Source organism: Pseudarthrobacter sp. lyk4-40-TYG-27 (assembly GCF_030209295.1).
GTDB lineage: Bacteria > Actinomycetota > Actinomycetes > Actinomycetales > Micrococcaceae > Arthrobacter.
Genome location: NZ_JARVSH010000003.1, coordinates 301,157 through 327,317 on the forward strand (window position 1 = coordinate 301,157; position 26,161 = coordinate 327,317).

Consider the following 26,161-nt stretch of genomic DNA (forward strand, 5'->3'; position numbering starts at 1 on the left):
TCCGGCAGCGCCGCTCACGCCACGTCGCGGGAAACGCCCGGCACCACGGCAGGACGTACAGCCAGCCGGGCCTCAACGCGGAACGGGAGTACCAGCGCAGACCCTGATGGTGCCTGAAGGTAAGGCACCATCAGGGTGAAATCGACAGCGACGGTGTGGGCGCCGGCGGAGATTTCCTGCGGGACCGCCAGGACAAGCCTGTCCTGGATGAACCACCAGCCGGGCTCGGCCCGCAAGGCCTCGGCAGGCACGCGCCTGGCACCCAGCACCACCGACACCCGGTCCGCCGCCACCGGCACTCCATCCACCTCCACAGCCAGGCCGGCCACACTGGAGAGCGGCATCGAACGGATCCACGGCAAACCGAGCCGGAGCTCGAAACCAGCGGGAACGGCGGTCAGCGCATCGTCACGTAAAGCGGTTTCCAATCCAACACCCTTCCTTTATCCTGAAACTGACATAAGTTTGTCAGTTAAGTGCATTAAAGGAAAGAGAGCCATGGCTAACGAAATTCCCGGCGGCTGGACCCTCTGCGCCAGCTCATTCAACTGGGTGCCCGACATCGTGGCCGCCCGGCGGACGGCCAGGGACATCGTTTCCGGCATTGCGGACTCGGTGCGGACGGTGGAGCTCGAACCGGGGCTCGTATGGCGGTCCTTTCCCGCTCCGCAGGACGATGAGGTGGACGCCCTCCGGGAGTCCCTGGCGGCGAAAGGGGCCCGCATCAGCATTGTCGGGGCGAGCCTGGACGACTTCACCGCCCCCGGCACCAGACGGTCCCAGAAGGAGCGGCTGGACTTCCTGGTGCCCCAACTGCACGCTGCGCACCGGGTGGGAGCCCACGGAGTGCGCCTGCCGATCGGCCAGGCAGGGCCAGAACTGCTCACCCTGCTGCAACCGTTGCTGCACCGGCTGGACCTGGTGTTGTACGAGGAAATCCAAGGGCGGCAGGCCCCGGGGAGCCCCGGCGTCGACCCTGCACTGGAGGCGATTGCCGCGCTGGCGGATGACCACGTGCGGGTGCTCGTGGACATCAGCATGCTCATGCCCGCCCTTCCCCCCACCTACCTCGGCGAACTTCGCCAAGGCGGCATTCCCGCGGACCTCCTGGCACGCCTGGAACACGACTGGCTGGATCCCGCCACCCTCGACGCCGTCACGGCCCTGCTCCGGTCGGGGCAGGTGCCGCCGCGGATCCACACCCTTTACATGAACCTGTTGATCCGTTTCGGCCGCAGCCAAGCAGGAGACCTGCAGGGCATCATGCCCTTGGTGGGGGCCTTCCACCTGAAGTTCTGGGACCTGCACGACGACGGCGGGCGGGTTTCGCAGCCGCTGCGGGACCTTGCCGCCCTGCTCAGCCGGAGCAGCTTCACCGGCACGCTGACCAGCGAGTGGGGCGGCCACGAGTGGCTGCAGGACGATCCCACCGAGATGACGCGGCGGCACCTGGCCCTGGCGGAGGCAGTCCTTTCCACGGGTGGTTGAGCCTGCGAACACAACACAACGGCCGGCCCGGAAACTTCCGGGCCGGCCGTTGTGTTTGGCTTTGCTATTTGGTGCTGAAGGCGGCGTCGAAGGCGGCCGCAGATGGCTCGTAGCCGGAAAGCCTGCGGACAAACTCAAGCGCTTCGGGCGCGCCGTCCAGCCGGTCCATGCCTGCGTCCTCCCATTCAACTGAGAGCGGTCCGCGGTAGCCGATCGAATTAAGCATCCGGAACGCGTCCTCCCAGGGCACATCGCCGTGGCCGGTGGAAATAAAATCCCAGCCCCGGCGCGGGTCGGCCCACGGCAGGTGGGACGACAGCCTGCCGTTGCGTCCGTTGACCAGCCGCTTCTTCGTGTCCTTGCAGTGCACGTGGTAAATGCGGTCCTGGAAGTCCCACAGGAATCCCACGGGATCAATGTCCTGCCAGACCATGTGGCTCGGGTCCCAGTTCAACCCGAAGGCTTCCCTGTGCCCGATCGCCTCCAGGGTGCGCCGGGTGGTCCAGTAGTCGTAGGCAATCTCGGACGGGTGCACCTCGTGGGCAAACCGGACGCCCACCTCGTCAAAGACGTCCAGGATCGGGTTCCACCGGTCGGCAAAGTCCTGGTAGCCGGCGTCGACCATCTTCTCCGTGGCCGGCGGGAACATGGCAACGTACTTCCAGATGGACGATCCCGTAAAGCCCGTCACCGTCTTCACGCCAAGCTTCGCGGCCAGCCGCGCGGTGTTCTTCAACTCCTCGGCGGCGCGCCGGCGGACGCCCTCAGGGTCGCCGTCGCCCCACACCACGTCCGGCAGGATACCCCGGTGCCGTTCGTCGATCGGGTCGTCGCACACTGCCTGGCCCTTGAGATGGTTTGAAATGGTCCATACCTTCAGGCCGTTGCGTTCGAGGATGTCCAGCTTGCCCTGAACATAGGCATCATCATCCCAGCGCCACGGATCCAGATGGTCGCCCCAGCAGGCGATCTCCAGGCCGTCATAGCCCCACTCGCCGGCGAGGCGGGCCACTTCTTCGAAGGGCAGGTCGGCCCACTGGCCGGTGAACAAAGTGATCGGTCGTGCCACGGATGTCTCCTCCCTATGCTGCCGGGGCGGGCACGCCGGCGGCGACCCGTGTCCAGGCGGAATCATTGTCAGAACTGCGTTCAACGGCCTCCAGCACCTGCTGCACCTGCAGCCCTTCGGCGAAGGTCGGTTGCGGGTGGGCGCCGTTGGCGATGCCCTCCACCAGATCCTTCACCTGGTGCGAGAACCCGTGCTCGTAGCCGAGCATGTGGCCGGCGGGCCACCACCCGGACAGGTACGGGTGCTCCGGCTCGGTGACCAGGATCTTCCGGAACCCTTGGCGGTCCGGGGAAGCGGTCCGGTCGTAGAACTGGACGCTGTTGAGGTCTTCGAGGTCGAAGGCGAGGGCCCCCTTGTCCCCGGAAACCTCAATGTGCAGGGCGTTTTTCCTGCCGGTCGCGAACCTGGATGCCTCGAAGGAGGCCAGGGCGCCGGATTCGAAGCGGCCGGTGAAAATGGCGATGTCATCCACCGTGACCTTGCCGAATCCCGCACCCGCGGTTCCGGACAGCCCCGCGCCCGATTCGAGCAGCGGCCGTTCCTTCACGATGGTCTCGATCACGCCGGAGACCGTGCGGAGGGTGAGGCCGGTGACGAACTGGGCGAGGTCGATGGCGTGGGCTCCGATGTCGCCCAGCGCACCGGATCCGGCGTGTTCCTTCTGCAGGCGCCAGGCGAGCGGCATGTCCGGGTCAACCAGCCAGTCCTGCCGGTAGGAGGCCCGGACCTGGCGGACTGTTCCCACCGCACCTTCGGCAATGAGATTGCGCATGAGGGTTACCGCGGGGACGCGGCGGTAGGTGAACCCCACCATCGCACGAAGGCCGCGTGCGGCGGCCCTTTCCGCAGCTTCGGCCATTGCTTCGGCTTCGGCCACGGTGTTGGCCAGCGGCTTCTCGCACAGGACGTGCTTTCCCGCCTCCAGGGCCGCAATGGCGATCTCGGCGTGGGAGTCCCCTGGGGTGACAATGTCGACGACGTCGATGTCTTCCCGCGCGATCACGTCGCGCCAGTCGGTGGCCGCCTCAGCCCACCCCCACTTCCGCGCCGCCTCATTCACCGCCTGGGCGTTCCGGCCGACAATGACCGCCATGTCCGGCTCGGCGGGAAGGTCGAACACCCGCGGAGCCGTGCGCCAGCCCTGGGAATGCGCAGCGCCCATGAACCCGTACCCGATCATGGCCACGCGCAGGGTTGTCATGCCAGCACAACCTTTCGGTCCACGGCCACCCGGTTCCCCACGTACCGCATTGGAGCGATCTGCATGTAGAGGAGGCGGAGGGTCAGGATGACCTCGACGTCGATTTCCTCGCCGGCGTCGGGAACACGGTCCAGCGGGATGATGATGTCCGGCTTGTCAGCCACGAACCACAGGGTGTCCCACTGCTCCGGAAGCTCCGCGATGGAGTAGGAACGGCCCTGCAGTTCGAAGCGGAGGGATTCCTTGGAGATTTCCACGCCGTTGACGGTTGCCGCGACGTCGTCCACGGCGGACAGCCAGAGACTCCGGTACCACGGGAGCTGGACGGCTACGGAGATGCCTTCCGGGTGCCGGCGGACGTCGGCGTCCTGGAAAAGGGAGTTATGGGTTGCCATGATTAGTCCTTACTCAAAGGTCTCGACGAAAGTCTGGTGGGGTGCCGGCGGCTGCGGTTCCAGCGTCTGCCGGGCGGACGGACTGTAGGGGTGGTACTCGCTCGGGACCGGCTGGTCCGCGGGCGGCATGAAGACGGGCTTTCCGTCGTCACCGAAGTACATGAGGTCCAGGGCGAAAGCGTGCTGGTTCTTCTCGGCGAAGCTGATCCAGTTTTCCTCGAAGGGTGCCCGCAGCAACTCGTAGCAGCGGAACTTCCAGATCTTCCATTCGCCGTCCTGGCGCAGGAAGTCCACCGCGTATTTGCACCAGACCCAGTGGGCCCAGACTTTCTTGCCCTGGACTTCGCCCGGCGAGTACATGTAGTCGGGGCTCTCCTTGGCCACGTCCGGGTCGGTCAGGCCGGACTCGTTGCCGGTCATGATCCAGACGCCCTTGGCGGTCTTGCCGTCGGCCGCCACTTCGATGACCGGAGTGGTGGTGTAGTGCAGGATCAGCTTGCCTACGGGTTTGGGGCGGCCCTGGTGGTACCGGATCACGCTGTCGTAGTCGGTGTACTGCCCGGCGTTCGTGTACCGGGCACGTACCCCCGGGGTGCCCGGCTTGACCCAGAGCGGGATGATTTGCTCATCCTCAAACGCATTGTGGAGGTACATGTAGCGGTTGAACAGGTTCTCGATGTCCCCCCGGTCGTTGGCCCGGCGCGCCAACCGGAGCGCTTCGCCAAGGTCGGCGCGGAGCCGGTCCACCTCGGCAGGGAGGTCGGTGTCGATCGCAGGCATTGAATTCTCCTTAGGCGGGAACCACTGATTCTTCGATGGCCTTGCGCATGAGGGCGTGCTGCTTCTTGACGAGCTCGATGGGGTCGGATTCGCCCAGGTCGGCAAACGCGTGGCCCTCCCACTCGCTGGACAGGAAGCCCTGGTAGCCGCCCTTGACGAACTGGCGCACAATCCTCGGAATGTCCATGGCGGGCTCGTTGCCGTCCCCGTCGATGTCATAGAACTTGGCGTGGACGTGGAACATCTGCGGCATGATGTCCAGCCATTCCTCCGGTGGAACCAGGCCGTGCATGTTGAAGGCGAGCCGGGTGAAGGGACCGAGCTGCGCCGGATCGAAGTTGTTCTCCCGCAGGTAGTCCTCAAATTCCTGGTTGCGTTCCTGCATGGGCAGGGGCTTGCGCCAGATGTCCTGCATGACGGCGAAGTGTTCCTGCGGCAGGCCCATCTGGGTCAGCGTGCGGAACAGGGTGGGAGAGAGGCTGTGCATGGTGGAGCTGAAGTCGGCGGTGAAACCCAGACGGTCGCTGTCCAGTTCGGCGTACATCTCCCGGATCTGCAGGATCTTCGGATCGTTGGGGCCCTGGGGGGCGTGGATCTCGTAGCCCAGCTTCTGGTCGTACTTTTCGGCCAGGGGAAGAAGCCGCCGCAGCAGTTCCTTGCCGGCGGACCGGATCACGATCTTGTTGAAGCCGAGCGTGTTGGCGGTTTTGAGTTGCCTGGCGAAGAAGTCGAATTCCTCGTCCGGCGTCATGTCCCGGTCCTTGCGCCGGCCCATGTCCAGGTTCGTGCCGACGGCGCTCGGGGTGAGGCCGTAGCGGTCCATGCTGTCGCGCCACAGTTTCACGAAGTCGTCATCCACGTCGGGATAGGTGCGCAGCATTTGCGCGATGTTGAATTCGACGCCGGGGCCCAGGCCTTCGTCGGCGACGGCCTTGATCAGGGTCTCGGGGGTGTACAGCCCGGCAGCGAATTCGGAGGTGAGTGAGTAAAGGGTGATGCCAAGCTCGATGCCGGAGCCTGCGATTCCTTCTGACATGTTCTGTGATCCCTTCGGTGTCAGCCGCGGACGGGCTGGGCGAGGTGGCTGTTGAGGATGCGTCGCGCTTCGGCGGCGTCGGTGACCATGGCTGAGCCGGCGTCGGCAGCGGCGGAGCGCTGGACGGCCTGCTCGCCGCGGATGATGTCGAACGGGTCCTGCCAGTTGTTCCAGTGCCAGCCTTCGTATTCGCTGGAAATCGCACCGGAATAGCCGTTCTCCACCAACTGGCGGACAAGGCCGCGCGCAGGCACGGACGGCTCTTCGCCGTTCTCGTCGATGCCGAAGAACTTTCCGTGGACGTGCCGGACCCACGGCATGATTTCCAGCCAGGTGTCCAGCGGCGCGGGGCCGAACAGGCCGGTTCCATTGATGGCAAAGTCGATGCCCAGGTCCGGGCGGCCGTTGCGTGCGGCCAGGCCGATAAAGGCGCCGAACCGCTCGCCGTGGACTTTCTGCGTGTTGGGCGGTCCTTCCGCGTAGAAACCGTTCCACAGGTCCACCACCTGCTGGAGCAGGTCCTCGGATGCTCCGCGGCGGCGGTAGGCCTCCAACAGCGAAGGGGCGAAGCCGGTGACGGTGGCGCCCCAGTCTGCGGTGAACCCCAGGAGCGGGGAGTCGAGCTTCTCGTAGCGGTCGCGCAACGCAAGGACGCGTTCGTGTGCCCCGTGCTGGTCGGCGTGGACCTCCAGCGCCAGTGTGACGCCGTACTTTTCTGCGACGGGAAGGAGGCTCTCCATGGCATCGGGTGTCAGGGAGATTTGAACCCGGGCGATCGGGAAGCCGAGCCTGGCTGCCACTTCGATCTGCTTGCGCATGTATTCGACCAGTTCATCGTGGTTCATGAGCCGGTCGCGGCGGATTCCGGTGTCAACGTTGACGGCGAGCGAGGTGGGCACCAGGTCCACCTCCGCCACAAGGTCCCGGAACTGCCCCACGAAATTGTCATCGACGTGGTCGGGGAAGCCGCGCAGGCTGGAGAAGCCAATGACTTCGAGCCCGGGTCCAAAGCCCTCGGCCGCCACTTTGCGGATCAGGCCGTCGAGATCGTATTGCCGGCCGTGGAAGGCGCGGGTGAAGCTGTAGAGGGTGACGCCCTGGATGGGCGTGCCAAGGCTGGTCATCGTTGTGCCACCTTCATGGTCTTGGTGTCGTGCTCTTCGATGTGCAGCACGCCGTGGTCGGTGATGATGTACGGAATGTAGAGCTTCAGGTCCACCCGCACCTCGTGCCCAGCCTTGGAAGGATCGACGGGAAGGTCCCCGGACAGCACGGCGGAGTCCAGCGGGAACCACCATTCGCCGGTCTGGTCCACGAGCTCCCCGAAGCTGAACGTGCGGTTGTTCATGGTCCAGCGCAGCGATTCCTCCGGTGCGGCGACACCGTCAATGGTGAGGGCGGCCCCGGCGATGCATGATCCCGGGAGGGCCCGGTACCAGGGAATGCGGACCTCGACGGCGGCGCGGCCGTCCTGGCTGGTAAGTGTTCCTTGCTCGATTATGCGGTCGGCGATCATCGAGACCTCCTTGTCTGCGGCATGCCTTGCCGGCATCGGAATAGCGGCAACGTGCGCTTATTCATTATTTAGTCATTCTATTGTCTGAATCAGACATAAGTAAAGCGTCGGCGAGTTCCGCCGCGATTTTCGCTGCGCCGCGGACCGCGAGCGCCACCGATGTCAGGGTGGGGTTGCACGCCGTGGCGGTGGGAATCACGCCATTGCCGGCCACGAAGAGGCCGGGGACCTGCCAGACCTCACTGTCCGGAGAACACACGCTTCCGCCGTCGTCGTACTGCCCCATCCGCGTGGTGCCCTGGTAGTGCAGCGAGGCACCCGGCGGGAGGACGAACGGCCGCTCATCGATCGGCTCTCCCACAGCCCTGCCGAGCCGCACAATCTCCTCCTTGGCCCGCTCAAGCACCCCCCGGTCCTTGTCGGTCAGGCTGTAGTGGATGCGCAGGGCAGGCATCCCATAGCTGTCCACGGCGGCGTCGTCGAAGGCGACCCTGTCGTCCCGCTGGAGGTCCTTGGCACAGAACAGCCCCAGCCCCACAATCGATCCGGGAACGACCGGGTCGTCGTCGGCAAGGGGGATGGGTGAAGCATCCAGCTGCATGATCTGGCCATGGAACGGCATCTCATCCGTGTACGGCACCCACGTCACTCCGCTTTGCTCACTGAGGGTTCCGTCCGCACTGGACCGACCCTCCTCGGCACTGACGCCGCGCAGCCGGGTGGCGAACACCACCTGGGCCTGGTCATTGAGGTAACGGCCCAAGGCCTCCGGCCGGATCCCGGAAGCCCACAACAGTTGGGGGGTGCGCAGGGCGTCACCGCCCACCACCACATAGCGCGCGGCAATCCGGTGCGTGCCGCCACCCCGGCGGTCTTCCACCTCGACCCCGGCGGCGCGGCCGCCCTCAACCAGGACCCGCCGGACCAGGGACTCGTCGAACAGGTCGAACCGCTGGTTATCCCGGGTGGCAGGACCCATCACGACGTCGGATCCGGACCATACAAGACGGCCGTCGGCTCGTCGGTGCACGGCGAGGGGCATGGGCTGGACGCGGAAGGCCGGGCTGCGGCCGTCGTCGACGGCGGCCGCGAGCCGATCGTGGACGAGGCCGGAGAACGGTGCCGCTTCAAAGGCAGAAGTGGTGACGCCGAGGAGGCGCTCGGCTTCGTCCAGCAGCTGGTCCAAGTCCGGCAGGAACCCAATGCGTTCCTTTCCGCCGGGGCGCGGGCAGGCGGCGGTCCAGTGGGCGGCCATGCCGCCCACGTTGCTGGACATTGCCGCGACGGGCATGCCGTCCTCGCCCGGGAAGGCGTAGCCGTCCTGCAGCAGATACGTTCCGGGACGGGCGCGCCGTTCGCCGCTCTTCACGGCGCCGGGCGAATTGACCGTCTCAGCCCCGGGGCCGGGGCCTTCCGAAGCCCGTTGGGCCGCTGCACGGCGGGCCTGGTCCTCGATGTTCTTGACGTGGGCGCCCGGCGGAGAACTGACCGTGGGTCCCACCTCGAACATGGCGATGCTGGCGCCGGGGGCCCGCTCACTGAGGATGCGGGCGTACGCGGATGCGGTGGGCCCGCTGCCGACGATGGCTACATCGACAGAGGCGGGGTAGCGGCTGGTGCTCACCGTCCTGCCGCCAGTTCCTGGATGCGCCGGACAGACTTGGCGGACTCAATCGTGGGGTAGTACTCAAGCCCGATGGGGCCGGCGTAGCCGCTGTCCTGCAGGTCGGTGAGCCTGGCGGCCCAGTCGATTGAACCTGATCCCGGTTCGCCGCGGCCCGGCGCGTCGGCAACCTGGACGTACTTGACCAGCCGGCCCGCGTTGGCGAGCTCAGCCGCCACGTCCTCCCGTTCCACTGTTGAGTGGTAGAGATCGTAGAGGACGCCGAAGTTGGGCGAGTCCACTCCCCTGGCGACATACACGGCCTCGGAGGTCCGGTCCAGCAACGCCCCGGGGTGGTCCACCCGGATGTTGACCGGCTCCAGGACAAGGGTGATCCCGGAGCCTTCGATGTGCGCAACGCCCTTGGTGAAGATCTCAATGAGTTCATCGAGCTGGTCCTGCCGCTTGCGTCCGCCGAAGCCGGTGCCGCTGCCTACGACGATCCGCGGGCAGCCCAGTTCCCGTGCCACCTTTACGCCGGCATCGAGGCCCTCGTAGAAGGGCTCGTGGTTCTTCGGCGGAATCATGAACTGCATCCGGGGCTCGGCTAGCTGGGCGGTGAGCTGGACACCGGTTTCCTCAAGTGCCGCCTTGAGAGCCGGGATGTCCTTGCCGGTGGGACCCCACATTTCCACGGCATCGAAGCCTGCCGCGGCCGCCGCGCGTACGCGGTCTGCGGCGCTGTCGCCTGCTTCGGAGAACAAAAGGTCGATATTGGGTGCGAGCTGGAACATGGCTGTCTCCTGGAATTCTTGGAAAGGGGGTGGCTAAAACATGGGGTGGTCGTGCACCGGGTGGTCCGGGACGGGCTGGAGCACATCCCAGTGCTCCACGATGCGCCCGGCTTCGAAGCGGTAGATATCTGCGACGGCGGCGTCGGGACGCCCGGGTCCTGATGCCCGGACGTGCACCATGGCCAGGTCTCCGTCAACGAGGATCCGCTGGACCTCGAAGCGCGAGTCCGGTGAACCGTCGAACTTCGGCGTGAGCATCCGGATGGCGGCCTCCGGACCGTCCGGGATGGTGGGATTGTGTTGCTTGTACTCATCGGCAACAAGGAACTCGAAGGCTTCCCGCACCCGTTTTTGGGTGTAGAAGATCTCCACGAAGCGTTCAAACGCTTCGCGGTTGCCGCTCATGCGGGTCAGCCTTTGAGTCCGCCGGAGAAGCCCTGGATGAAGCGCTTTTGCGCGAACAGGAACAACGCCAGGATGGGAATCATGGACACGATGACGATCGCGAAGATGGAATTCCACTTCGAGACCAGCGACCCGATGAAGTAGTACATGGCTACCGGGAGCGTCTGGTTGGCGGATCCGCCGAGGAAGATCAGCGAGGTGAAGAAATCGTTCCACACGATCAGTCCGGCGAAGATGGTGACTGTTCCGGTAGCCGGGGCCATCATGGGAAACACCACCTTGGAGAAGACTTGGGTCTTGCTGGCGCCGTCGATCGTGGCGGCTTCCTCGTAGTCCGTCCCGAGGCCCCGGAAGAAGTTTGAGTACAGGAAGATCGAGAGCGGCAGCAGCATCCCGGTATACAGGATGATCAGGCCCCAGGCCGATCCGGTGAGCCCCAGTCCGCGGGCGCCCATGTACAGCGGTACCGCGCCGAGTTGGCCCGGAAGGATGATGGCTACCAGGAAGAGGTAGTACGCCGCTTTGCTCCACCTGCGGGTGCTGCGGGAAATGACGTAGCCGGTAATGGAGCCCAGTGCGATCAACCCGAGGATGCTCCCGGTGGTGATGACGAGGCTGTTGACCAGTCCGGCCATGACGTTGGAATTGCCGGTTGCCGTAAGGACCTTGACGAAGTTGCCAAAGTCCGGATTGCCGGGCAGGGCCAGGGCGGAGGTGGTGTACATTTCGCTGTCCGGCTTCAGCGCCGTGGTCACCAGGAAGTAGAACGGGGCGAGGAAGATCAGGGCCAGGGCCCACAGCCCGATTTCGCGGATCAGGGTGAATTTCGTGTAGCGGAACATGGGTTAGTCCTCAGGATTCGATCGCGTCAGACGCTGCTGGATCACGGCGAAGATCAGGATGATGAAGGCGAGCACCAGGGCCAGGGCAGCGCCGCCGCCGAAGTTGCCCAGCGCGAATGCCTGCTTGTACACCTGGGTGGCCAGCGTTTCCGTGGCCCCTGCCGGGCCGCCGCCGGTAAGCGCCATGATGGGGTCGAAGACCCGGAGGCCCTGGACAATGCCCAGCGTGGTGGCGATTGCGACGGCGGGACGGATGGCCGGCAGGGTGACGTTCCGGAAGCGCTGCCACAAGTTGGCGCCGTCGATTGCCGCGGCTTCTTCCACCTCCACCGCAACACCGGTGAGTCCGGCCATGAAGATCACCATGGCGAACCCGGTGGAGGACCACACCAGGACCACCAGGACTGTCCAGATGGCCCACTGGGGGTCTGCGAGCCAGGGCTTTGCCAGTTCACCGAGGCCCACCGCCTTCAGCAGGACGTTGATGGGACCGTTGAAATCGAAGATGTACTTCCAGATGTAGGCGGTGGCGAGGGGGCTGAGGACCACCGGCATGAAGAACAGCGTGCGGAGGATGTAGCGCGTCTTCACCACACGGTTGAGTCCCAGCGCAATGATCAGCCCGGCGATGTTGCCCAGCAGTACCGATCCGAACGCGAGGAACAGTGTGTTGGAGAGGGCGCCAACCTTGGTGGGGTCCTTGAAGATTGCCTCGAAGTTGTTCAAACCGGTGATCTTGAAGGAACCGATTCCCGTCCAGTTGGTAAAGGCGAAGAACCCGCCGATACCGGTCGCCACGTAGTGGATGGCGATAACGAGGGCGATCCCGGGGAGCGCCCACCACCAGTGTCCAAATTCCAGGGAGCGGCCCCGGGGACGGGCAGGCCGGCCCGTCCCCGGGGCGCGCTTGCCTCGCCGGGGTGCTTCTGCTGCTTCGCTCTTGGGTTGCATCGTCGCAGTCATGATAATTCCTTGCTTGTCCCGTTGAGTCGTTGGAACGGTAGTGGAGTGGAAGACTTACTGTCCCCAGGCGGCATCCATGGCCTGCAGGACCTGGTCAGTGGTCTTCTGCCCGGTGATCAACCCCTGGACGCCGGTGGCCAGGGCGTCGTAGACGGACGAGTTGGGCCACTGGCTGTTGGGCAGGGGCCCATACTTTCCGCCCTTGATCAGGTCGGCTACGTTCTTGTAGGCACTGCCGTTGAAGTCATAGCTGTCCAGTCCGCTGACAGGAAGGGCGCCGTCAATCTCGGCAAAGGCCTTGGTCTGTTCCGGCTCGGCAGCCCAGTCGAGGAATGCTTTGGCAGCGTCCTTGTTCTTGGAGGCGGCATTGATGGAGAACGCGTAGTTGGCGCTGGCGAACGTGTAGGCCTTGTCGGAGGCCTGCTCGGCCGGGAGGGCGCGGACATCGAATTCCGAACCGGCTGCTGCGGTCTTCAGCTGCTTCCAGCTTGGGGCGGGGATGAAGCCGGCGACGGAAGTTCCGCTGGCAAGGCCTTGGGTAATGGCATCAAATCCCGCGCCGGCGGCACCTTGCTGGAAGCAGCCCGCATCATTGAGCTTCTTCACGGCGTCGAGGGCAGACTTCCACCCGTCCGAGCCGGCAAACGTTACCTGGTTCGAGGTCCGCTTGGCATTCCAGTCAGGATCGCCTGCATAGACCCGGCTGGCAGCAAGGGACATGGCCATCAGCCCGGTGTTCGGGGCGGCCGCGCCGGCCAAGGCGAAGAAGGACTTGCCGGAAGACTGAAGGTTCTTGCACTGCTTCTCCATGGCGGCGAAGTCTGCGGGGAAGTCGGTGATGCCGGAGGCCTTAGCGGCCGTTTCGTTGGCCACCAGGCCTACGACAGTGATCTCCATGGCTTGGCCGTAGACCTTGCTGTCCGCGCCGAAGAGGGCGTCGCTGCCGGAGGGAACCAGTTTTTTGGCGGCATCATCCAGCGGCTCCAGGAAGCCTGCCTGTGCGAGGGGAAGGATACTGCGTCCCTGCCCGGAACCCGGCGTCGTGACCACGACATCCGAGGCGTTACCGGCCTGGAGTTGGGTCCGCAGGGTCTGGTCGTAAGAATCATTGGGCTGCGGGTTGAACGTGATCTTCACGTTCGAGTGGGACTTCATGTAGTCCTCCGCCAGCGTCTGGAAGGGGCTCTCGATGGTGTTGGAAGTGGCGAAGGAGAGGGAAAATTCCTGCGATCCACCGGAAGAAGAGGTGCTGCTGGCGGAGGTGGAGCAGCCAGAGAGGGCGAGGGCCGCAATGGTGGGAACGGCGAGGGCGCCGACCACCTTCAATCCCGCGGGGCGACGGTGCTGTGTCATGTCCAGCCTTTCAGACTTCGTTGTCGAGGAATCCGGGGTCGTGACCCCGGTCACTCACAAGTATGCGGGAGATGTGTAGAAAAAGCACATAAGTATTGCAGATGACAGACATAAGTTTCACGAAGGTTCGCAGAAGGATCACATAGAGAGCAGTGATGGCGCGGCCGGTCCAGCACGCGTTGTGTGGGCTGCCCTTCGGTGCCACGCCCCGGAGGGCGCGTGGCGGCTGCTTAGCTGCCCGGCCCCAGGTAAATGGTGACGATGGTCCCGGTCTCGGGGGCGGGACCGAGGTCAAGTCGGCCACCGGCCGCAGCGGCAATCCGGGCACAGGTTGCCAGGCCCAGGCCGGATCCGGGCGGGTCACCCTGGCGGTCAAGGCGCACCAGCGGATCGAGCACGCGTTCGCGGTCGGCGGAGGCGATGCCCTTGCCGTTGTCGATGACGCGCAGGACCGCACCGTCGTCGCCACGGTGGCCGGTGATGTGGACGACCGGCGGGACGCCAGGCCGGCTGTAGGCCAGGGCGTTGTGGATGAGGTTTTGCAGGAGAACCCTGGTCTGGACCGGGTCCGCGGTAAACAGCAGCTCCCCCGAGTCCACGGACGCTCCCGACTCCTCCACGGCGGTGGCCAGGTCCGCGATGACGTCCCCCACGAGGTCCGCCAGGGAAACCGCGGCGGGCTGCAGGTCACCGCCGATGGTGGCGAAGGCCAGGACGTCCTCGACCATCGCCAGCATGCGCCGCCCGGTCCGGCCGACAATGCCCAGGTACTCCGGAAGCCGGGCGTCGTCGCCTGCTTCTGCGTCCATCTCGCCCAGTTCCACGAATCCGAGGATCGAGGTCAGCGGGTTGCGGAGGTCGTGGCTGATCCTGCCGGCAAACTCCGCCAGGAGGGTGTTGCTCCGCTCGGCTTCGGCCAGCGCATCAGCCAGGCGGCGTGCGCGGTGTTCCAATTGCAGGACGTCGACGATTTGGGCGGCGAGGATTTCAAGGCCGCGGAGTTGTTCGCCGCTGAGCCGGCCGGTTTCCCGGGCGCCGGCACAAAGGGTGCCAAGGACAAACCCGTCGTCGGTCACCAGCGGAATGGAGGCATAGAACCTGACACTGCCCCGCCGGCCGTCCACGTAGGGGCTTTCGCGGTACCGGGGGTCCAGGGAAGCGTCCTCGAGGACGGTGGGCTCACCGCTAAGGAACCCCACCGCGCACATCGAGTCTTCCCTGGTGCACAGATACGGTTCCAAGCCCGCGGTGGCTGCCTGGTACTGGAGGTCTTCGGTGATGATGTTGATGGCTGTCACCGGCTGGCCACAGACCGTGCGGGCCAGTTCAACAAGGTTCTGCAAGCGTTCCGAGGCAGCCGGAACTTCGACATGTCCGTCCGGACCTGGAATGGGCAGCCCGGTTCCGGCAAGGACTGCGTCTCGGACCATCTCGTTCACCGTCATGGCCGGCGCGCCTTGTTATTAGCGCGCTCGAACCACCGGCCATCCGCGCGTGCGGTGGCCAAGCCTTCCATGCCAGGATCGTCCACCGGTCCAGCATCGCATACCGGCGTCGCCGCACGGGGAAAACACAGGAGGGCCGGCTCAAATCCATGAGCCGGCCCTCCTTGCCTTCCCGGGCGCCGCGGCGTCCGGGAAGGTGAACCAATCAGCCCGGGACGTTCCGGGGATCGTTGCCGTAGCTGTACTTCTCCCCGATCTGGCCGTCCTGGTTTTTGATGACGTGTTCCACCTTGTCTGTTTTCGCGGCGTCGCGGCCGGCGGCCACCCCCTCTTCCTTGGTGCCGTAGCCCGCACCAAACGCGCGGTCAGCGCCTTCGCGCTTGTTCTTCCACTGGCCGTCTTCGTAGTACGTCTCGATATCGCCCTGAGCCATTGCACACTCCCTCTGCTGTTTGGTTCCAAGACGCCTGCTGCGCAAGCGCGGAAAACGAAAAGCCCCGCTGTACATGTTGTTGTAAAACGGGGCCTTCGCGGCAGCCACTCCGCCTGTTGGGGGGCCGGCGGAGGAGCTGACACCAAAGTAATAGAAAGCATGCTTAGTTTTCAAGCCGGAACGGAACGCATGCTCTTCCGAATCAGGTCATGCTGCCTGCGCACCAGCAGCAAGGGGTCCACCTCCCCCAGTTCGGCGAACGCATGCCCCTCCCATTCACTTGACCAGTAGCCGCGGTAGCCGGCTTCGACGAAGACGCGCACCAGCTCCGGATAGTCGATTGCGGGCTCGTTGCCGTCGTCGTCGATGTCGTAGAACTTGGCGTGGACGTGCAGGATCTGGGGCATAATGTCCGCCCACTCCCGCGGACTGACGTGGCCGTGCATGTTGAAGGCGAGATGGGCGAAGGAGCCAAGCCGGGCAGGATCGAAGGCCCGGCCTTTCAGGTATCCAATGAACTCCTCCTGGCGCGCCCGCATCGGCGCGTCGGTGGCCCAGATGGCCTGCAGCTTCTCCACTGCTTCGTTATCGAGCCCGGCACGGCGGACGGCCCGGAGGAGCGTGGGCGACATGCTGTGCATAGTCGAGGAAAAATCGGCGACAAAGCCCAACAGCGGCGAATCGAACTCCGCGTACACGTCCCGGACCTTCATGATTTCCGGCGAGTTCGGCCCGAGTGGGGCATGGATCTCGTACGCGAGCTGGAGTTCCAATTTTTCGGCCAAGGGCAGCAGGCGGCGCAGGAGGTCCGGTTTGGCGCTCTGGATCCGGACCAGCGGGAAGCCAAGTTTTTTGGCTCCGTGGAAAAGAGTCTCCGTGAACTCGTACTCCTCATCCGGGGTCATGTCACGGTCGCGCCGCCGGCCCATGTCCAGGTTGGCTCCAAAGGAGCTGGCGGTGAAGCCGTATTTGTCGAAGGAAGCGTGCCACGACCGGGCGAAATCATCTGTGACGCGCGGGTAGGAGGGCAGCACCTGGGATGCCACAATTTCGATGCCCGGCCCGATTCCCAGCTCTGCAACGCGGTTGAGCAGGCCGTCGAAGTCGTACCAGCCGGCCCTGAATTCGGCGCTTGCCGAGTAGAGCGTGAGGCCCAGCGAGAAGGGGTCCCCGGCAGCCGCGGGCGGAGGCGGTGTATCCGCCGTCGCCAATGCAGGTGCGGGTGCCGGCCTGTCCGTGACGCTCAATTCCAGCGTCTGGTTCACATAGTTGGGGACGTACATGCCCGGACCGCCATCCGGGCCCGGGGCAATCTGCATGTACGGCAGCCTCAGCTCACCGATGAGCTGGACCGTATGACGGCTGCCCAAGGTGGCGGCAGTGGCCCTTTTGGCGATGAGGAGGGGGTGGTCCTGGAGGTACCAGAGGGTTTCGCTGTGTGCGGCCAGGTCCGGGAGTGCGTAGCGGATGCCACCGAGTTCCAGGGACAAGTCCCCGGCCGGGATTTCCTCGCCGTCGATGGTGAGCGCGAGGCTGGTGACCGAGGAGAGCCAGAGGCTCCGGTACCACGGCAGGGTCAGGGAGAGGGCAAGGCCCTCCGGGTGGGCCCGGAGGCTGGATTGGTCAAGAAGTCCGTTCGGCATGGGTGTCTCTTTACTGGGAGCAGGAATAGGTCAGACGAGGTCGGAGGTGATGCGCCGGATCAGGGCGTGCTGGCGCCGCACCTGCTCGATGGCCCGCCACGGAGTCCGGTCGCCCTCGTACTCGCTGGAGAGGAAGCCGGTGTAGCCGGAGTCCTTGAGGGCTTGAAGCACCGGGCGCCACGGAATCTGCTGGTCTTCCAACTGTTCGTTGATGTCGTGGAATTTCGCCTGGATGAACACCACGTATGGTGCTATGTCCTTCAGGTCTGCGGGGTCCACGCCGATCCCGTCCAGGAAGGCGGGGCGTGCCTCCCGGGTCTCGCCTTCACGCAGCGGGATGGGGCGGTCCTGGAAGATCCCGGTATCGATGAGCAGGCCGAAGTTCTTGGTGCCAGTGCGCTCGATCAAGCCAATGTAGTCATCCACCACGGGATGTTTAATGGGTGTTGGTGAGTGGATCTCGGGGCAGATGACCACGTCCAACTCATGCGCCAGGTCCAGCGAGCGCTCCACGGATTCGGTCCAGATGGGGTCCGGTACAAGGTCACCGGAGATAACGCCGATCTTGGGCCGGACAAAGCTGAAGCCCAGCATGCCGGCAAGTTTCAGGTCGCGCTGGAGCGCTTCCGCCCCTTCCGCAGCGGTCATGGACCGGCCCGGGCGCAGCCGGGTGTCGATCCAGGACCCGTAGTTGGTGGGCTCGAGGGAGTACTTTTCCAGCAGGTTGAACCAGGTGTCGATCCAGGCCGGCGAGGGTTCCGGATAGCCGGGGACATGCGCCTCGCCGAGAATCTCCACCCCGGTGGCGCCGACATCGGCAACGTGGGCCAGGGCGGTTTCCAGGTCCAGGACCGTTCCGTAGTCGCCCATGTAGCTGTAAAGGGAGACGCCGTAGCGGAACGTACCCTCGCCGCCTTCGGGGGCCAGCGTGACCTTTCGGCTGACCCGGTGGATGGTGGGCTGGTGCTCCACCGGAATGTAGGACATCCGGAGGCGCAGTTCGACCGTAAGGTCGTGCACTCCCTGCGGCAGGCCGCCGTCGAACGGCACGGTGACTACCGCCGCTTCCTCCAGCGGCCAGCGGACGCCGTCGCTGTCCCATAGCTGCTGCAGGGTGAACGTGCGGCCACCAAAACTCCACAGCGGGACGTGCGGTTCAACATCCACCAGGCCGCCGACACGCACCGCGACGCCGTCGATGAGGGACGCGGCCATGCCCCGGTAGGAGGGCATCCGGAGCCGGAACTGGAAGCCCGTGACGCGGCCGCCTTCGGTGACATTACGGAAGCCGGCCGACTGGATGAGATCTCTTTCGAGAAGCATCGTTGCTCACTCTCTCTAGGTTCCCGACGAGCATACCAGCATTATGTCTCTTTTCTACTAAAGTATGTAGACTTCCATCCTAACTTCCCTACTATTCAAGAATCGAGGCGTTGATGCCATGACCGAGATGTTGAATGCCCTCATCCTTTCCGGCCACATGACCCGGGAGCACGACAACGAGGTCCGCAGCTTCCGCCAGCACAACCAATGGCTCACCACCGTCCTTGAGGACACCGGCCGGTTCCGGGTCAGGGTGGTGGAGGACCCTCGGGGGCTGGGGTCGAACATCATCGACAAGTACGACGTTGTCCTGGTGGTATTCGAGGGCCGCGACGGCTACCACGACAAGGCGGTGGGATTCGGCCCGGAGACCGACGCCGCGTTGCTGAAGTTCGTGCACCAGGACGGCAAGGGCATCGTTTGGTTCCATGGCTCTGCCGTGCAGGAGGACGACTGGGGCTACCCCGAGGAGTACAACATCATGCGTGGCGCGAAGCTCAGCGTGCCCACCGGACTCCGCCCGCGCCCGTGGGGGGAAGCCTTGCTGCAGACCGCCGAGCCCCGCCACCCCATCACGGAAGGCATCAGCCGGACCTGGACAGTGACCGGAGACGACATCCTGACCGGCGTCCACCTCTACGAAGGAGCAGAAGTGCTTCTCTCAGTATTCGACGACCTGGAATCCTACGAGCACGCACCCATGTGGCCGATGTCCCACTATCCCGTGGCCATCCCGCCGGAAGGACCAAGCGGCCTTCCGGGCATTAACACGCAGCAGCCGCTGGCCTGGATCAACAACTACGGCGAGGGCCGCAGCTTCACCATCACCATCGGGCACGATATCGACACTTTCCGGCGGATTGAGTTCATCCGGATGTTCCCCCGCGGCGTTGAGTGGGCCGCGACGGGGAAAGTCACCCTGGAAGGGCCGGACCGGCGCGGTGAGCGCCGCTTCCTGCCGTGGCCGTACTACAACCACGAAGGATAGCGCTACCCGCCCACTGTGTTCAGTTCGGTTCGGGTGGGCGGGTTGGCGCCGGGGCGCGACACCGTAACGGCAGCCGCGCGGGCAGCGTGCGCCAGGAGTTCGGCCAGCCCTTCGGCGGGCAGGCCGCGCAGTTCCTCGCGGTTCTGCGCGCCGTCCAACTCCCGGTCAACCAAGCCGGAGAGGAGCGCGGCCATGAACGAGTCGCCGGCGCCCACGGTGTCCGCCACCTCCACTTTGGGCGCGGGCACTGACGTTTCGCCGGCGCGGCAGATACCCCAGGGCCCGTCCGCGCCCCGGGTGACCACCACCAGGGCAGGGCCCTCCTCCCCGCCAAGCGCCAGCCAGGCGCGCGCGGAGTCCAGCACATCCTGGCCGGGGTAGAGCCATTCCAGGTCCTCGTCCGAGGCCTTGACCACGTCCGCCAGGCTGACGAACTTCTCCGCCTGCCGGCGCGCGTAGTCCACATCGGTGATGATGCTGGGACGGCAGTTGGGATCAAAGCTGATGGTGGCGGCCGGGTGGGCATGCTCGACGGCGGCCAGCACCTCGGCGGCGCCCGGCGCCAGCATGGTGGCAATGGAGCCGGTGTGCAGCAGCGTGGTGCCCTGCAGCATGAAGCCGAGCCGGTCCACAAGGCCGGGCAATTCCCAGGCGAGGTCGAACGTATAGGTGGCGGCGCCGTCGTCGTCAATCAACGCGGTGGCAACGCTGGTAGGCAACCCGTCCGGAGGCAGCGGCAGCATCACGGAACTGGCGCGAAGGTGCGCGGCCACGGAGTCGCCGTAGGCGTCCCGGCCGTAGCGGCCGATGAACTGCACCGGATGATCCAGCCGGGCCAGGCCGACCGCGACATTAAGGGGACTGCCGCCCACGTGCGCCTCGATTCCCGAGGCACGCTGGACGACGTCGACAAGGCCTTCGCCAATAACTGTGAGCATGGTCATACTCTGCCAGAAAGCGGGCCTGGTCAGCAGTTCATGTCAGCCCAGCAGCCGGGCCACCAGCTCGCGGCACACTTCATACGCCGGGGACTCGGGATTAATCAGGTCGAAGTGGTCACCGGGCACCATGACCAGTTGCGCAGGCACGCCTCCGGCTCCGCTTGCGTCCACGTACAGCGCAGACATGGCCAGCGGCACGTCGTCATCCGCCTCAGCATGCACCGCATAGACCGGGACATCCAGCGGCAGGGCGGCCATGGGGTCGGCGCGGCGGTAGCGTCGAGGAAATTCCGACGACGGACCGCCAAGCAGGTTGGCCACCGCGCCGTTGCTGAGGTTCAGGCGTTCGGCCTCGGCCACGTTCAGGACGCCCGATTGACTGACAACCCCCGCGAGGCGGACGCCGCCGGTGTCCGCGGGCTCCGCGCCCGGCCCCAGCCCGGCCAGGCGCCTGCGGCCCGCGGCCCAGACGGCAAGATGCCCGCCGGCAGAATGGCCCAGGGCCACCACTTTGCCGAGGTCAAGCGAGTGCCGCCCCGCCAGGTCGGCGAGTTTGTCGATCCCGGCCAGGACATCCTGGAAGGTGGCTGGCCAGCCCCCGCCGTTGCCGGCGCGGCGGTACTCCAGGTTCCAGGCAACCATCCCATGTTCGGCGAGATCCAAGGCAAGCGGCTCCCCAAGCTCCGCCCCGTACGTTGAGCGCCAGTAGCCGCCATGGATCACCACCACTACCCCCCGGCCCTGCCCGGCCGCGGGAAGGTCTGGCAGGAAAAGCTCACCCCATTGGCCGGGGTCCGCGCCATAGGAGTACTTCAGCCGCTGCACCATGCGCCAGAGACTACAGGGACCGGGCGTGGGCGGAAGCCGCGCCGGCGACAGCTGCAAACGATCCGGCATAAGCGAAAGTTCCCTCTTGCTTAGTTTTTCTATTTGCTGGACTTGGCCTAAGACCTGTGCCTATGCTTGGTGCTGCTTGTAAGAGCAATCTCTGGGGGGAGGCGTTCTGAGTGAAGTCACATCATAATCCGTGGGCTTTTCTCCGCCCCCTCCTGCTTGCCCTCGCCGCTACTGCCGCCTGGGTAGCGTTGTCCGCCGGAGGCGCTTCTGCTGATACCGGTGCGGACGATTCGGACTCCCGGCATTCCATGCTCGGATCGGTCGGATCATCCCTTCGCTCCGTCACCACCGCCGTTGCGCATCAAGCCAAAGGTGCCTTGGAACCGGTGGAGGCCACCCTCAAGGGCGGTCCGGACAATGCGCCTGTCGCGAGTGTTCCGGCGTTGATCCCCGCGCCATCCCTGGGCCCGGCGGTGAAAGACGTCACCGGACTTGCCGACCAGGTGGTGCAGTCCGTTCCCGTCGTCAACCGCGTAGTGCCTGCCGGAACGGTGGGCACGGTGGTGGACCCGGTTGCCGGCACTGTCGGTACCGTGCTGGACCGTGCGGTGGAAACCGTGGCCCCAATTGCCGGCGCTGTTCTTGAGCCCCTTGAGCCTGTTGTGGAACCTGTCACCGACGCCGTTCCCCTTCCCGGCGTTAACCCGGCTGACTCCGGCCCGGTTCCCCCCGTGGTCACCGACGCCATCGACACTCTCACCTCTGATCCGGCGTCGACCCCCGCTCCTTCCGTGACCGGCCTTCCGCAGGCAGGCCACGAAGCGGATGCGTCTGTCACGGTCGCAAACGCCGATGCCGCCGGCACCGCGCCGGGTCGAGCCGCGATGATTCTCGGAGACGCCCTGCCCGGAACCGGCCAGGCCTGTGACACCCGAATGAATTCGGTGGCAAACGCCCCGGCACTTGCCGAAGCCGGCCCGGACCACGCACCAATCCATGAACCTTCTGATTCCCTGCCGGGCGTGCCGGGTGCCACTACCGGCGGAAGCAGCTCCTCCGGGGGCAACGGCCCGGCCGTCCCCGCATGGCTCAACGCCCACCATTTCTACGTTCCTGCGGCGGGTACCGCCGCCATCGAGGGCCGTCTGCTCGCAGCCCCGGCACCGGTGTCCTTCGACCCCGGATCTTCCCCTGATTAGTTGAGGCCCCTCCGCGCACTCACGTGCGGAAACTGAGCCATTTCCGGGCCCAAGAAGTATGCCCTATTCAACTTTTCAGGAGAACTTAAAATGATGCATCGCAACATTCGCAGGTGCCTGCTCGGCACCGCATTTGCCGGCGGACTGCTGGCCTTCGGCGGTGTCGCCGCCAACGCAGCAGACACCACAACCTCGGGAAATGACGGGCTACTTTCAGGCACTCAGGTGGTGGCCCCGATCAACATCCCGGTCAACCTCGGAGCCACTTCGCTGGGACTTGTTGGCGACTCCGCAGCGAGCACACAGAATGCCGGAGCACCGGCAGCACCCGCTCCGGCACCCGCCGCATCCACTAACGGCGGCGACGGGATCGCATCCGGAACCCAGGTAGTGGCGCCGATCACCGTTCCCATCACCCTGGGGGCAACCTCGGTGGGCGCTGTTGGCGACTCGGCAGCAAGCACCCAGAACCCCGCCACTTCGGGCACGGCACCGGCAGCCCCCGCTCCAGCGGCGACCACCACTGGTAGTGACAGCATCGCGTCCGGAACCCAGGTAGTGGCGCCGATCACCGTTCCCATCACGCTGGGGGCAACCTCGGTGGGCGCTGTTGGCGACTCGGCAGCAAGCACCCAGGACCCCGCCACTTCGGGCACGGCACCGGCAGCCCCCGCTCCAGCGGCGACCACCACTGGTAGTGACAGCATCGCGTCCGGAACCCAGGTAGTGGCGCCGATCACCGTTCCCATCACGCTGGGGGCAACCTCGGTGGGCGCTGTTGGCGACTCGGCAGCAAGCACCCAGGACCCCGCCACTTCGGGCACGGCACCGGCAGCCCCGGCGCCCGCGGCGACCACCACCGGCGGCGACGGCATCGCGTCCGGAACCCAGGTAGTGGCGCCTGTAACTGCACCGATCAACCTCGGGGCCACGTCCGTGGGCCTCGTCGGTGATTCAGCTGCAAGCACCCAGAACCCCGCCACTTCGGGCACGGCACCGGCAGTCCCGGCGCCCGCGGCGACCACCACCGGTAGTGACAGCATCGCATCCGGAACCCAGGTAGTGGCGCCTGTAACAGCGCCGATCAACCTCGGGGCCACGTCCGTGGGCCTGGTCGGGGATTCCGTCGCCAGTGTTGAGGGCTCCAGCACCGCGGGCACCACGACGGCACCCGCTGGACCCATTACCACCGGCGGAACCGACGGGGTCCTCTCCGGAACGCAAGTGGCGGCCCCGATCACTCTTCCGGTCTCCCTTGGCGCCACCTCTGTGGGCGTGATCGGTAATTCAACGGCCACAGTAGTGAACCCCCCGGTTGTCACGCCGCCAGTTGTGACCCCGCCGGTGGTGAACCCCCCGGTGGTTACTCCTCCGGTCGTGAACCCTCCGGTAGTTACCCCGCCGACCATCACCACCCCGACAGTCACCACTCCGTCCACCGAGGTTCCGGCGGCCCAGCCGGGGGCCGGCGCTGCTGACATCCGCGCCGCAGCGGCTCCGATGCAGGCCAACTATGCTGCAGCCCCGACGGTCCTGGCCAACACGGGGGTGAACACCGGCTTGTTGCTGGTGGGCCTGCTGTTCCTGGCCTTCGGCGGTCTCCTCACCCTGGTCCTGCGTCGGAAAAGGGTCTAATCCCGGTCATGGCGTGAATCGTCTACGCACCTGAGAAGACGCCGGGAGTCCAGGAATTACAGTGGACCCAATCCGGCCGGGAAGGATGAATGGTTACAGCTGTGGCGCCGGGCGGTCGGGACAACGAACCGCTCGGCGCCGCTGCACGACCCGGTCCGGTCCCCCGGAGCCGTTAGCCAGGCGGACGCCTGCGGCCCTTCTTGGTCAGGTATGGAAGGGCCGCCTGGACATCACGGAGTGCCTGGGGGCGGCCGTAGAGATACCCTTGCCGGTAGTCGCACCCAATTCGATTCAGGTAATCGGCCTGCTCGTTGGTTTCGATCCCTTCGGCGGTAACCGCCATGCCAAGGTTGTGCGCCATGTCCACCATGGAGACCATGATTGGCGAGTGGTAGGCACCGCCGGTGATGAGCCGGGTAAAGGACTTGTCCAGCTTAACGGCGTCCACAGGCAGCTCGTGCAGACGGCCAAAGGATGAATAACCCGTACCAAAATCGTCCACGGAAATCCTAACGCCCCGGCGGCGAAGCTCCGCCAACTGCGTGATGACTTCGGTCTCCTCACCGAGAAACACACTCTCGGTGACCTCAAGAACCAGTTGTCCCGGATCAACCCCGGCGGTCTGCAAAATCCGCAGCACCGATCCCGCATACTCCGTGTCACGGATTTCCAGCCCCGAAACGTTGATTGCAATGCTGCGCCCGGCATCTTCCGCCAGCCATCCGGACATGTCCGTGCAGGCCTTGGTCAGCATCGCCGCACCGAGGTCCCGGATGAGGCCCGTGCTTTCGGCATGGGAGATGAAGTCGGAGGGCAATCGCAGCTTGCCCTCATGCTGCCACCGGGCCAGCGCCTCCAGCTGGACCACTTCCCCGCTGCGCGCCACCACCACCTGATAAAAGGGGACAACGGCGCCCGTGGCAAGTGCTTTTCGGAGGTTCTCCTGCAGTGCAGCGCGCTCGATGAGCTTGCTCATCATTTCTGGCTGGAAACTCACGAAACGGCTCTTGCCCGCGGCTTTTGCCGCATACATGGCGATATCGGCCCGCCGCAAGAGGTCCTCGCCGCTATCCCGGCCAGGACAGTCAGTACCGGACCGTGCTATCCCGATACTCAGGCTCGGCGTGATCTGGACACCCCCCACATCTATGGGTCGACGGGACAGATCTACGAGCCTCTCCGCGATACTGTCCGCGTCGCAGCCGTCTGGGATGATCACGACAAACTCGTCGCCCCCTATCCTGGCGACAATGTCGTCGTTACGGATAACGCCACGGATACGTCGGGCGAGCTCGATGAGCATCCGGTCTCCGGACTGGTGCCCATAGACATCGTTGACCTCTTTGAAATCATCCAGGTCCAACAGCAGCAACGCCGCATGCTGCGGACCGCCGGAGCTGCATGCCCTTCGCAATTCCTCATTGAACAGCGCCCGGTTCCCCAAGCCAGTCAGCGGATCGGTAAACGCGAGCCTCCGCAGGTCATCTGCCCTTTTGGCAAGGTCGCGCATGGCTTGATCGGCCTTGACCTCAGCCTGCCGCTTCGCAGTAACGTCCCGGAAGCTCCATACCCTCCCGACGATTCGATCCCCAATCATCTGGGGGCGGGAAAAACGCTCGAAAACCCTGCCGTCCTTGAACTCCAAAACATCCAGGCTCTCGGCCTGCGGCTGGTCATAAAGCTCCCGGACCTTGGCCAGGAAGGCGTCCGGTTCCTCCAGCTGTTCTACCACCAGATCAATCACTGCTTGATCGTCGTGGGTCGCCAACATGGTGCGCGGAATCCTCCACATAGACGCAAAATTTGCGTTGATGCCGGTGATCCGGCCATCCACTCCAACGACCAAGAGCCCGTCAGCAGTAGACTCAAGCGTCGCGTTTAGCAGCGAGACGAGATTCTGCAGCTCTGCCGTTCCACCCTCATGGTCCCGCAGCTCACGAATGGTGAGCACCACGTACGGGTCCCGGCTCGATCCGCCGAAGCCGACTTCAACCGTAAAGCTGTGGCCCCCTACCCACTGTCCACGCGTATGGAAAACGTCGGGGTCGCCTGCGGGTTCATTTGCGGCCCCGGCGACACCCGTGGTTGTTTGCATCTTCCACTCAGGAAGCAGGGACGTGACAGGTACTTCGTCAAGCTCTCCCGGGCCGCGCCCGAACAGTTTTTCCGCGGACGGATTTGCCGAGACGATAATCCCGTCTTCCCGCCTCAGGACGAGAATCGCGCACCGCGCCAGCTCAAGTACCTTCATGGCCGAAAAGGCTGGCCGAAC

The 26,161-nt window shown here is 65.2% G+C and carries 25 protein-coding genes; 4 read left to right on the plus strand and 21 right to left on the minus strand.

Annotated features, from left to right (window positions below; genetic code table 11):
* Positions 1–14 precede the first annotated feature (14 nt).
* Positions 15–428, minus strand: a complete 414-nt coding sequence (locus QRM96_RS05880; protein ID WP_109044127.1) for a C-glycoside deglycosidase beta subunit domain-containing protein — start codon at positions 426–428, stop codon at positions 15–17.
* A 70-nt stretch (positions 429–498) separates the two neighbouring features.
* Between QRM96_RS05880 and QRM96_RS05885 the strand changes: the two genes are divergently transcribed.
* Positions 499–1,488: a restriction endonuclease subunit R gene (locus tag QRM96_RS05885; protein ID WP_285318814.1), complete on the plus strand. Its 990-nt coding sequence runs from the start codon at positions 499–501 to the stop codon at positions 1,486–1,488.
* 64 nt (positions 1,489–1,552) lie between these two features.
* Here QRM96_RS05885 and QRM96_RS05890 read toward each other — a convergent pair whose 3' ends face one another.
* The 17 genes from QRM96_RS05890 to QRM96_RS05970 form a co-directional block, all read right to left on the minus strand.
* Positions 1,553–2,557 carry a sugar phosphate isomerase/epimerase family protein gene (locus QRM96_RS05890; protein ID WP_109044129.1) on the minus strand — a complete coding sequence of 335 codons (1,005 nt, stop codon included), beginning with the start codon at positions 2,555–2,557 and terminating at the stop codon, positions 1,553–1,555.
* Positions 2,558–2,570: 13 nt separating this feature from the next.
* On the minus strand, positions 2,571–3,758 hold the full coding sequence (locus QRM96_RS05895; protein ID WP_206073858.1) for a Gfo/Idh/MocA family protein: 1,188 nt from the start codon (positions 3,756–3,758) through the stop codon (positions 2,571–2,573).
* Positions 3,755–4,153: a C-glycoside deglycosidase beta subunit domain-containing protein gene (locus QRM96_RS05900; protein ID WP_109044130.1), complete on the minus strand. Its 399-nt coding sequence runs from the start codon at positions 4,151–4,153 to the stop codon at positions 3,755–3,757. Before QRM96_RS05900 ends, QRM96_RS05895 begins: the two co-directional genes overlap by 4 nt.
* Positions 4,154–4,162: 9 nt before the next feature.
* Positions 4,163–4,933: a nuclear transport factor 2 family protein gene (locus tag QRM96_RS05905; RefSeq protein ID WP_285318816.1), complete on the minus strand. Its 771-nt coding sequence runs from the start codon at positions 4,931–4,933 to the stop codon at positions 4,163–4,165.
* Between the two features lie 10 nt (positions 4,934–4,943).
* Positions 4,944–5,969: a sugar phosphate isomerase/epimerase family protein gene (locus tag QRM96_RS05910; protein WP_109044132.1), complete on the minus strand. Its 1,026-nt coding sequence runs from the start codon at positions 5,967–5,969 to the stop codon at positions 4,944–4,946.
* 20 nt (positions 5,970–5,989) lie between these two features.
* The gene (locus QRM96_RS05915) at positions 5,990–7,093 is read right to left on the minus strand and encodes a sugar phosphate isomerase/epimerase family protein (protein WP_285318817.1); all 1,104 of its coding nucleotides are present in this window, start codon (positions 7,091–7,093) and stop codon (positions 5,990–5,992) included.
* Complete coding sequence (locus QRM96_RS05920; RefSeq protein ID WP_109044134.1) at positions 7,090–7,485, minus strand: C-glycoside deglycosidase beta subunit domain-containing protein; 396 nt, start codon at positions 7,483–7,485, stop codon at positions 7,090–7,092. Before QRM96_RS05920 ends, QRM96_RS05915 begins: the two co-directional genes overlap by 4 nt.
* Before the next feature lie 64 nt (positions 7,486–7,549).
* Positions 7,550–9,109, minus strand: a complete 1,560-nt coding sequence (carA, locus tag QRM96_RS05925) for a c-glycoside 3-oxidase CarA (RefSeq protein WP_285318819.1) — start codon at positions 9,107–9,109, stop codon at positions 7,550–7,552.
* Positions 9,106–9,882, minus strand: a complete 777-nt coding sequence (locus QRM96_RS05930; protein ID WP_285318820.1) for a TIM barrel protein — start codon at positions 9,880–9,882, stop codon at positions 9,106–9,108. The genes carA and QRM96_RS05930 overlap by 4 nt, the downstream gene beginning before the upstream one ends.
* Positions 9,883–9,915: 33 nt before the next feature.
* Positions 9,916–10,287 (minus strand): nuclear transport factor 2 family protein, encoded by a 372-nt coding sequence (locus tag QRM96_RS05935; protein ID WP_285318821.1) that lies wholly within the window; start codon positions 10,285–10,287, stop codon positions 9,916–9,918.
* 5 nt (positions 10,288–10,292) lie between these two features.
* Positions 10,293–11,129, minus strand: coding sequence for a carbohydrate ABC transporter permease (locus QRM96_RS05940; RefSeq protein ID WP_285318823.1), 837 nt, complete (start codon positions 11,127–11,129; stop codon positions 10,293–10,295).
* 3 nt (positions 11,130–11,132) lie between these two features.
* Entirely contained in the window at positions 11,133–12,092 is a 960-nt protein-coding gene (locus QRM96_RS05945) for a carbohydrate ABC transporter permease (protein WP_285318825.1), read from the minus strand.
* A gap of 54 nt (positions 12,093–12,146) precedes the next feature.
* Positions 12,147–13,445 (minus strand): ABC transporter substrate-binding protein, encoded by a 1,299-nt coding sequence (locus QRM96_RS05950; protein WP_109044140.1) that lies wholly within the window; start codon positions 13,443–13,445, stop codon positions 12,147–12,149.
* Positions 13,446–13,675: 230 nt separating this feature from the next.
* Positions 13,676–14,890 carry a sensor histidine kinase gene (locus QRM96_RS05955; RefSeq protein WP_285318827.1) on the minus strand — a complete coding sequence of 405 codons (1,215 nt, stop codon included), beginning with the start codon at positions 14,888–14,890 and terminating at the stop codon, positions 13,676–13,678.
* Between the two features lie 205 nt (positions 14,891–15,095).
* Complete coding sequence (locus QRM96_RS05960) at positions 15,096–15,323, minus strand: DUF2188 domain-containing protein (RefSeq protein WP_109044142.1); 228 nt, start codon at positions 15,321–15,323, stop codon at positions 15,096–15,098.
* Positions 15,324–15,493: 170 nt separating this feature from the next.
* Positions 15,494–16,966, minus strand: a complete 1,473-nt coding sequence (locus QRM96_RS05965) for a C-glycoside deglycosidase beta subunit domain-containing protein (protein ID WP_109044143.1) — start codon at positions 16,964–16,966, stop codon at positions 15,494–15,496.
* A gap of 30 nt (positions 16,967–16,996) precedes the next feature.
* Positions 16,997–18,289 carry a C-glycoside deglycosidase beta subunit domain-containing protein gene (locus QRM96_RS05970; protein ID WP_285318829.1) on the minus strand — a complete coding sequence of 431 codons (1,293 nt, stop codon included), beginning with the start codon at positions 18,287–18,289 and terminating at the stop codon, positions 16,997–16,999.
* Positions 18,290–18,407: 118 nt separating this feature from the next.
* Between QRM96_RS05970 and QRM96_RS05975 the strand changes: the two genes are divergently transcribed.
* A complete protein-coding gene (locus tag QRM96_RS05975; RefSeq protein ID WP_285318831.1) occupies positions 18,408–19,277 on the plus strand; it encodes a ThuA domain-containing protein in 870 nt (289 codons plus the stop codon).
* Positions 19,278–19,279: 2 nt separating this feature from the next.
* Here the strand turns inward: QRM96_RS05975 and QRM96_RS05980 are convergent, their stop codons facing one another.
* Positions 19,280–20,215, minus strand: a complete 936-nt coding sequence (locus QRM96_RS05980; protein WP_285318833.1) for a carbohydrate kinase family protein — start codon at positions 20,213–20,215, stop codon at positions 19,280–19,282.
* A 42-nt stretch (positions 20,216–20,257) separates the two neighbouring features.
* Positions 20,258–21,046, minus strand: coding sequence for an alpha/beta hydrolase (locus QRM96_RS05985; protein WP_285318834.1), 789 nt, complete (start codon positions 21,044–21,046; stop codon positions 20,258–20,260).
* 179 nt (positions 21,047–21,225) lie between these two features.
* Here QRM96_RS05985 and QRM96_RS05990 point away from each other — a divergent pair, with 179 nt between their 5' ends.
* Together QRM96_RS05990 and QRM96_RS05995 are read left to right on the plus strand one after the other, a co-directional pair.
* Entirely contained in the window at positions 21,226–22,254 is a 1,029-nt protein-coding gene (locus tag QRM96_RS05990) for a hypothetical protein (RefSeq protein WP_285318836.1), read from the plus strand.
* A gap of 90 nt (positions 22,255–22,344) precedes the next feature.
* Positions 22,345–23,889 (plus strand): chaplin family protein, encoded by a 1,545-nt coding sequence (locus QRM96_RS05995; protein WP_285318837.1) that lies wholly within the window; start codon positions 22,345–22,347, stop codon positions 23,887–23,889.
* Positions 23,890–24,061: 172 nt separating this feature from the next.
* Here QRM96_RS05995 and QRM96_RS06000 read toward each other — a convergent pair whose 3' ends face one another.
* A complete protein-coding gene (locus tag QRM96_RS06000; protein ID WP_165837968.1) occupies positions 24,062–26,140 on the minus strand; it encodes a putative bifunctional diguanylate cyclase/phosphodiesterase in 2,079 nt (692 codons plus the stop codon).
* Positions 26,141–26,161 lie beyond the last annotated feature (21 nt).

Excerpts from the sequence above, each read along its gene's own strand:
- QRM96_RS05905 (WP_285318816.1), bottom strand. The coding sequence starts at position 4,933 with ATGCCTGCGATCGACACCGACCTCCCTGCCGAGGTGGACCGGCTCCGC.
- QRM96_RS05885 (WP_285318814.1), top strand. The coding sequence starts at position 499 with ATGGCTAACGAAATTCCCGGCGGCTGGACCCTCTGCGCCAGCTCATTC.
- QRM96_RS05950 (WP_109044140.1), bottom strand. The coding sequence starts at position 13,445 with ATGACACAGCACCGTCGCCCCGCGGGATTGAAGGTGGTCGGCGCCCTC.
- QRM96_RS05965 (WP_109044143.1), bottom strand. The coding sequence starts at position 16,966 with ATGCCGAACGGACTTCTTGACCAATCCAGCCTCCGGGCCCACCCGGAG.
- QRM96_RS05995 (WP_285318837.1), top strand. The coding sequence starts at position 22,345 with ATGATGCATCGCAACATTCGCAGGTGCCTGCTCGGCACCGCATTTGCC.
- QRM96_RS05975 (WP_285318831.1), top strand. The coding sequence starts at position 18,408 with ATGACCGAGATGTTGAATGCCCTCATCCTTTCCGGCCACATGACCCGG.
- QRM96_RS05935 (WP_285318821.1), bottom strand. The coding sequence starts at position 10,287 with ATGAGCGGCAACCGCGAAGCGTTTGAACGCTTCGTGGAGATCTTCTAC.
- QRM96_RS05945 (WP_285318825.1), bottom strand. The coding sequence starts at position 12,092 with ATGACTGCGACGATGCAACCCAAGAGCGAAGCAGCAGAAGCACCCCGG.
- QRM96_RS05910 (WP_109044132.1), bottom strand. The coding sequence starts at position 5,969 with ATGTCAGAAGGAATCGCAGGCTCCGGCATCGAGCTTGGCATCACCCTT.
- QRM96_RS05960 (WP_109044142.1), bottom strand. The coding sequence starts at position 15,323 with ATGGCTCAGGGCGATATCGAGACGTACTACGAAGACGGCCAGTGGAAG.
- QRM96_RS05900 (WP_109044130.1), bottom strand. The coding sequence starts at position 4,153 with ATGGCAACCCATAACTCCCTTTTCCAGGACGCCGACGTCCGCCGGCAC.
- QRM96_RS05895 (WP_206073858.1), bottom strand. The coding sequence starts at position 3,758 with ATGACAACCCTGCGCGTGGCCATGATCGGGTACGGGTTCATGGGCGCT.
- QRM96_RS05915 (WP_285318817.1), bottom strand. The coding sequence starts at position 7,093 with ATGACCAGCCTTGGCACGCCCATCCAGGGCGTCACCCTCTACAGCTTC.
- QRM96_RS05940 (WP_285318823.1), bottom strand. The coding sequence starts at position 11,129 with ATGTTCCGCTACACGAAATTCACCCTGATCCGCGAAATCGGGCTGTGG.
- QRM96_RS05955 (WP_285318827.1), bottom strand. The coding sequence starts at position 14,890 with ATGACGGTGAACGAGATGGTCCGAGACGCAGTCCTTGCCGGAACCGGG.
- QRM96_RS05980 (WP_285318833.1), bottom strand. The coding sequence starts at position 20,215 with ATGCTCACAGTTATTGGCGAAGGCCTTGTCGACGTCGTCCAGCGTGCC.
- QRM96_RS05930 (WP_285318820.1), bottom strand. The coding sequence starts at position 9,882 with ATGTTCCAGCTCGCACCCAATATCGACCTTTTGTTCTCCGAAGCAGGC.
- QRM96_RS05970 (WP_285318829.1), bottom strand. The coding sequence starts at position 18,289 with ATGCTTCTCGAAAGAGATCTCATCCAGTCGGCCGGCTTCCGTAATGTC.
- QRM96_RS06000 (WP_165837968.1), bottom strand. The coding sequence starts at position 26,140 with ATGAAGGTACTTGAGCTGGCGCGGTGCGCGATTCTCGTCCTGAGGCGG.
- QRM96_RS05985 (WP_285318834.1), bottom strand. The coding sequence starts at position 21,046 with ATGGTGCAGCGGCTGAAGTACTCCTATGGCGCGGACCCCGGCCAATGG.
- QRM96_RS05920 (WP_109044134.1), bottom strand. The coding sequence starts at position 7,485 with ATGATCGCCGACCGCATAATCGAGCAAGGAACACTTACCAGCCAGGAC.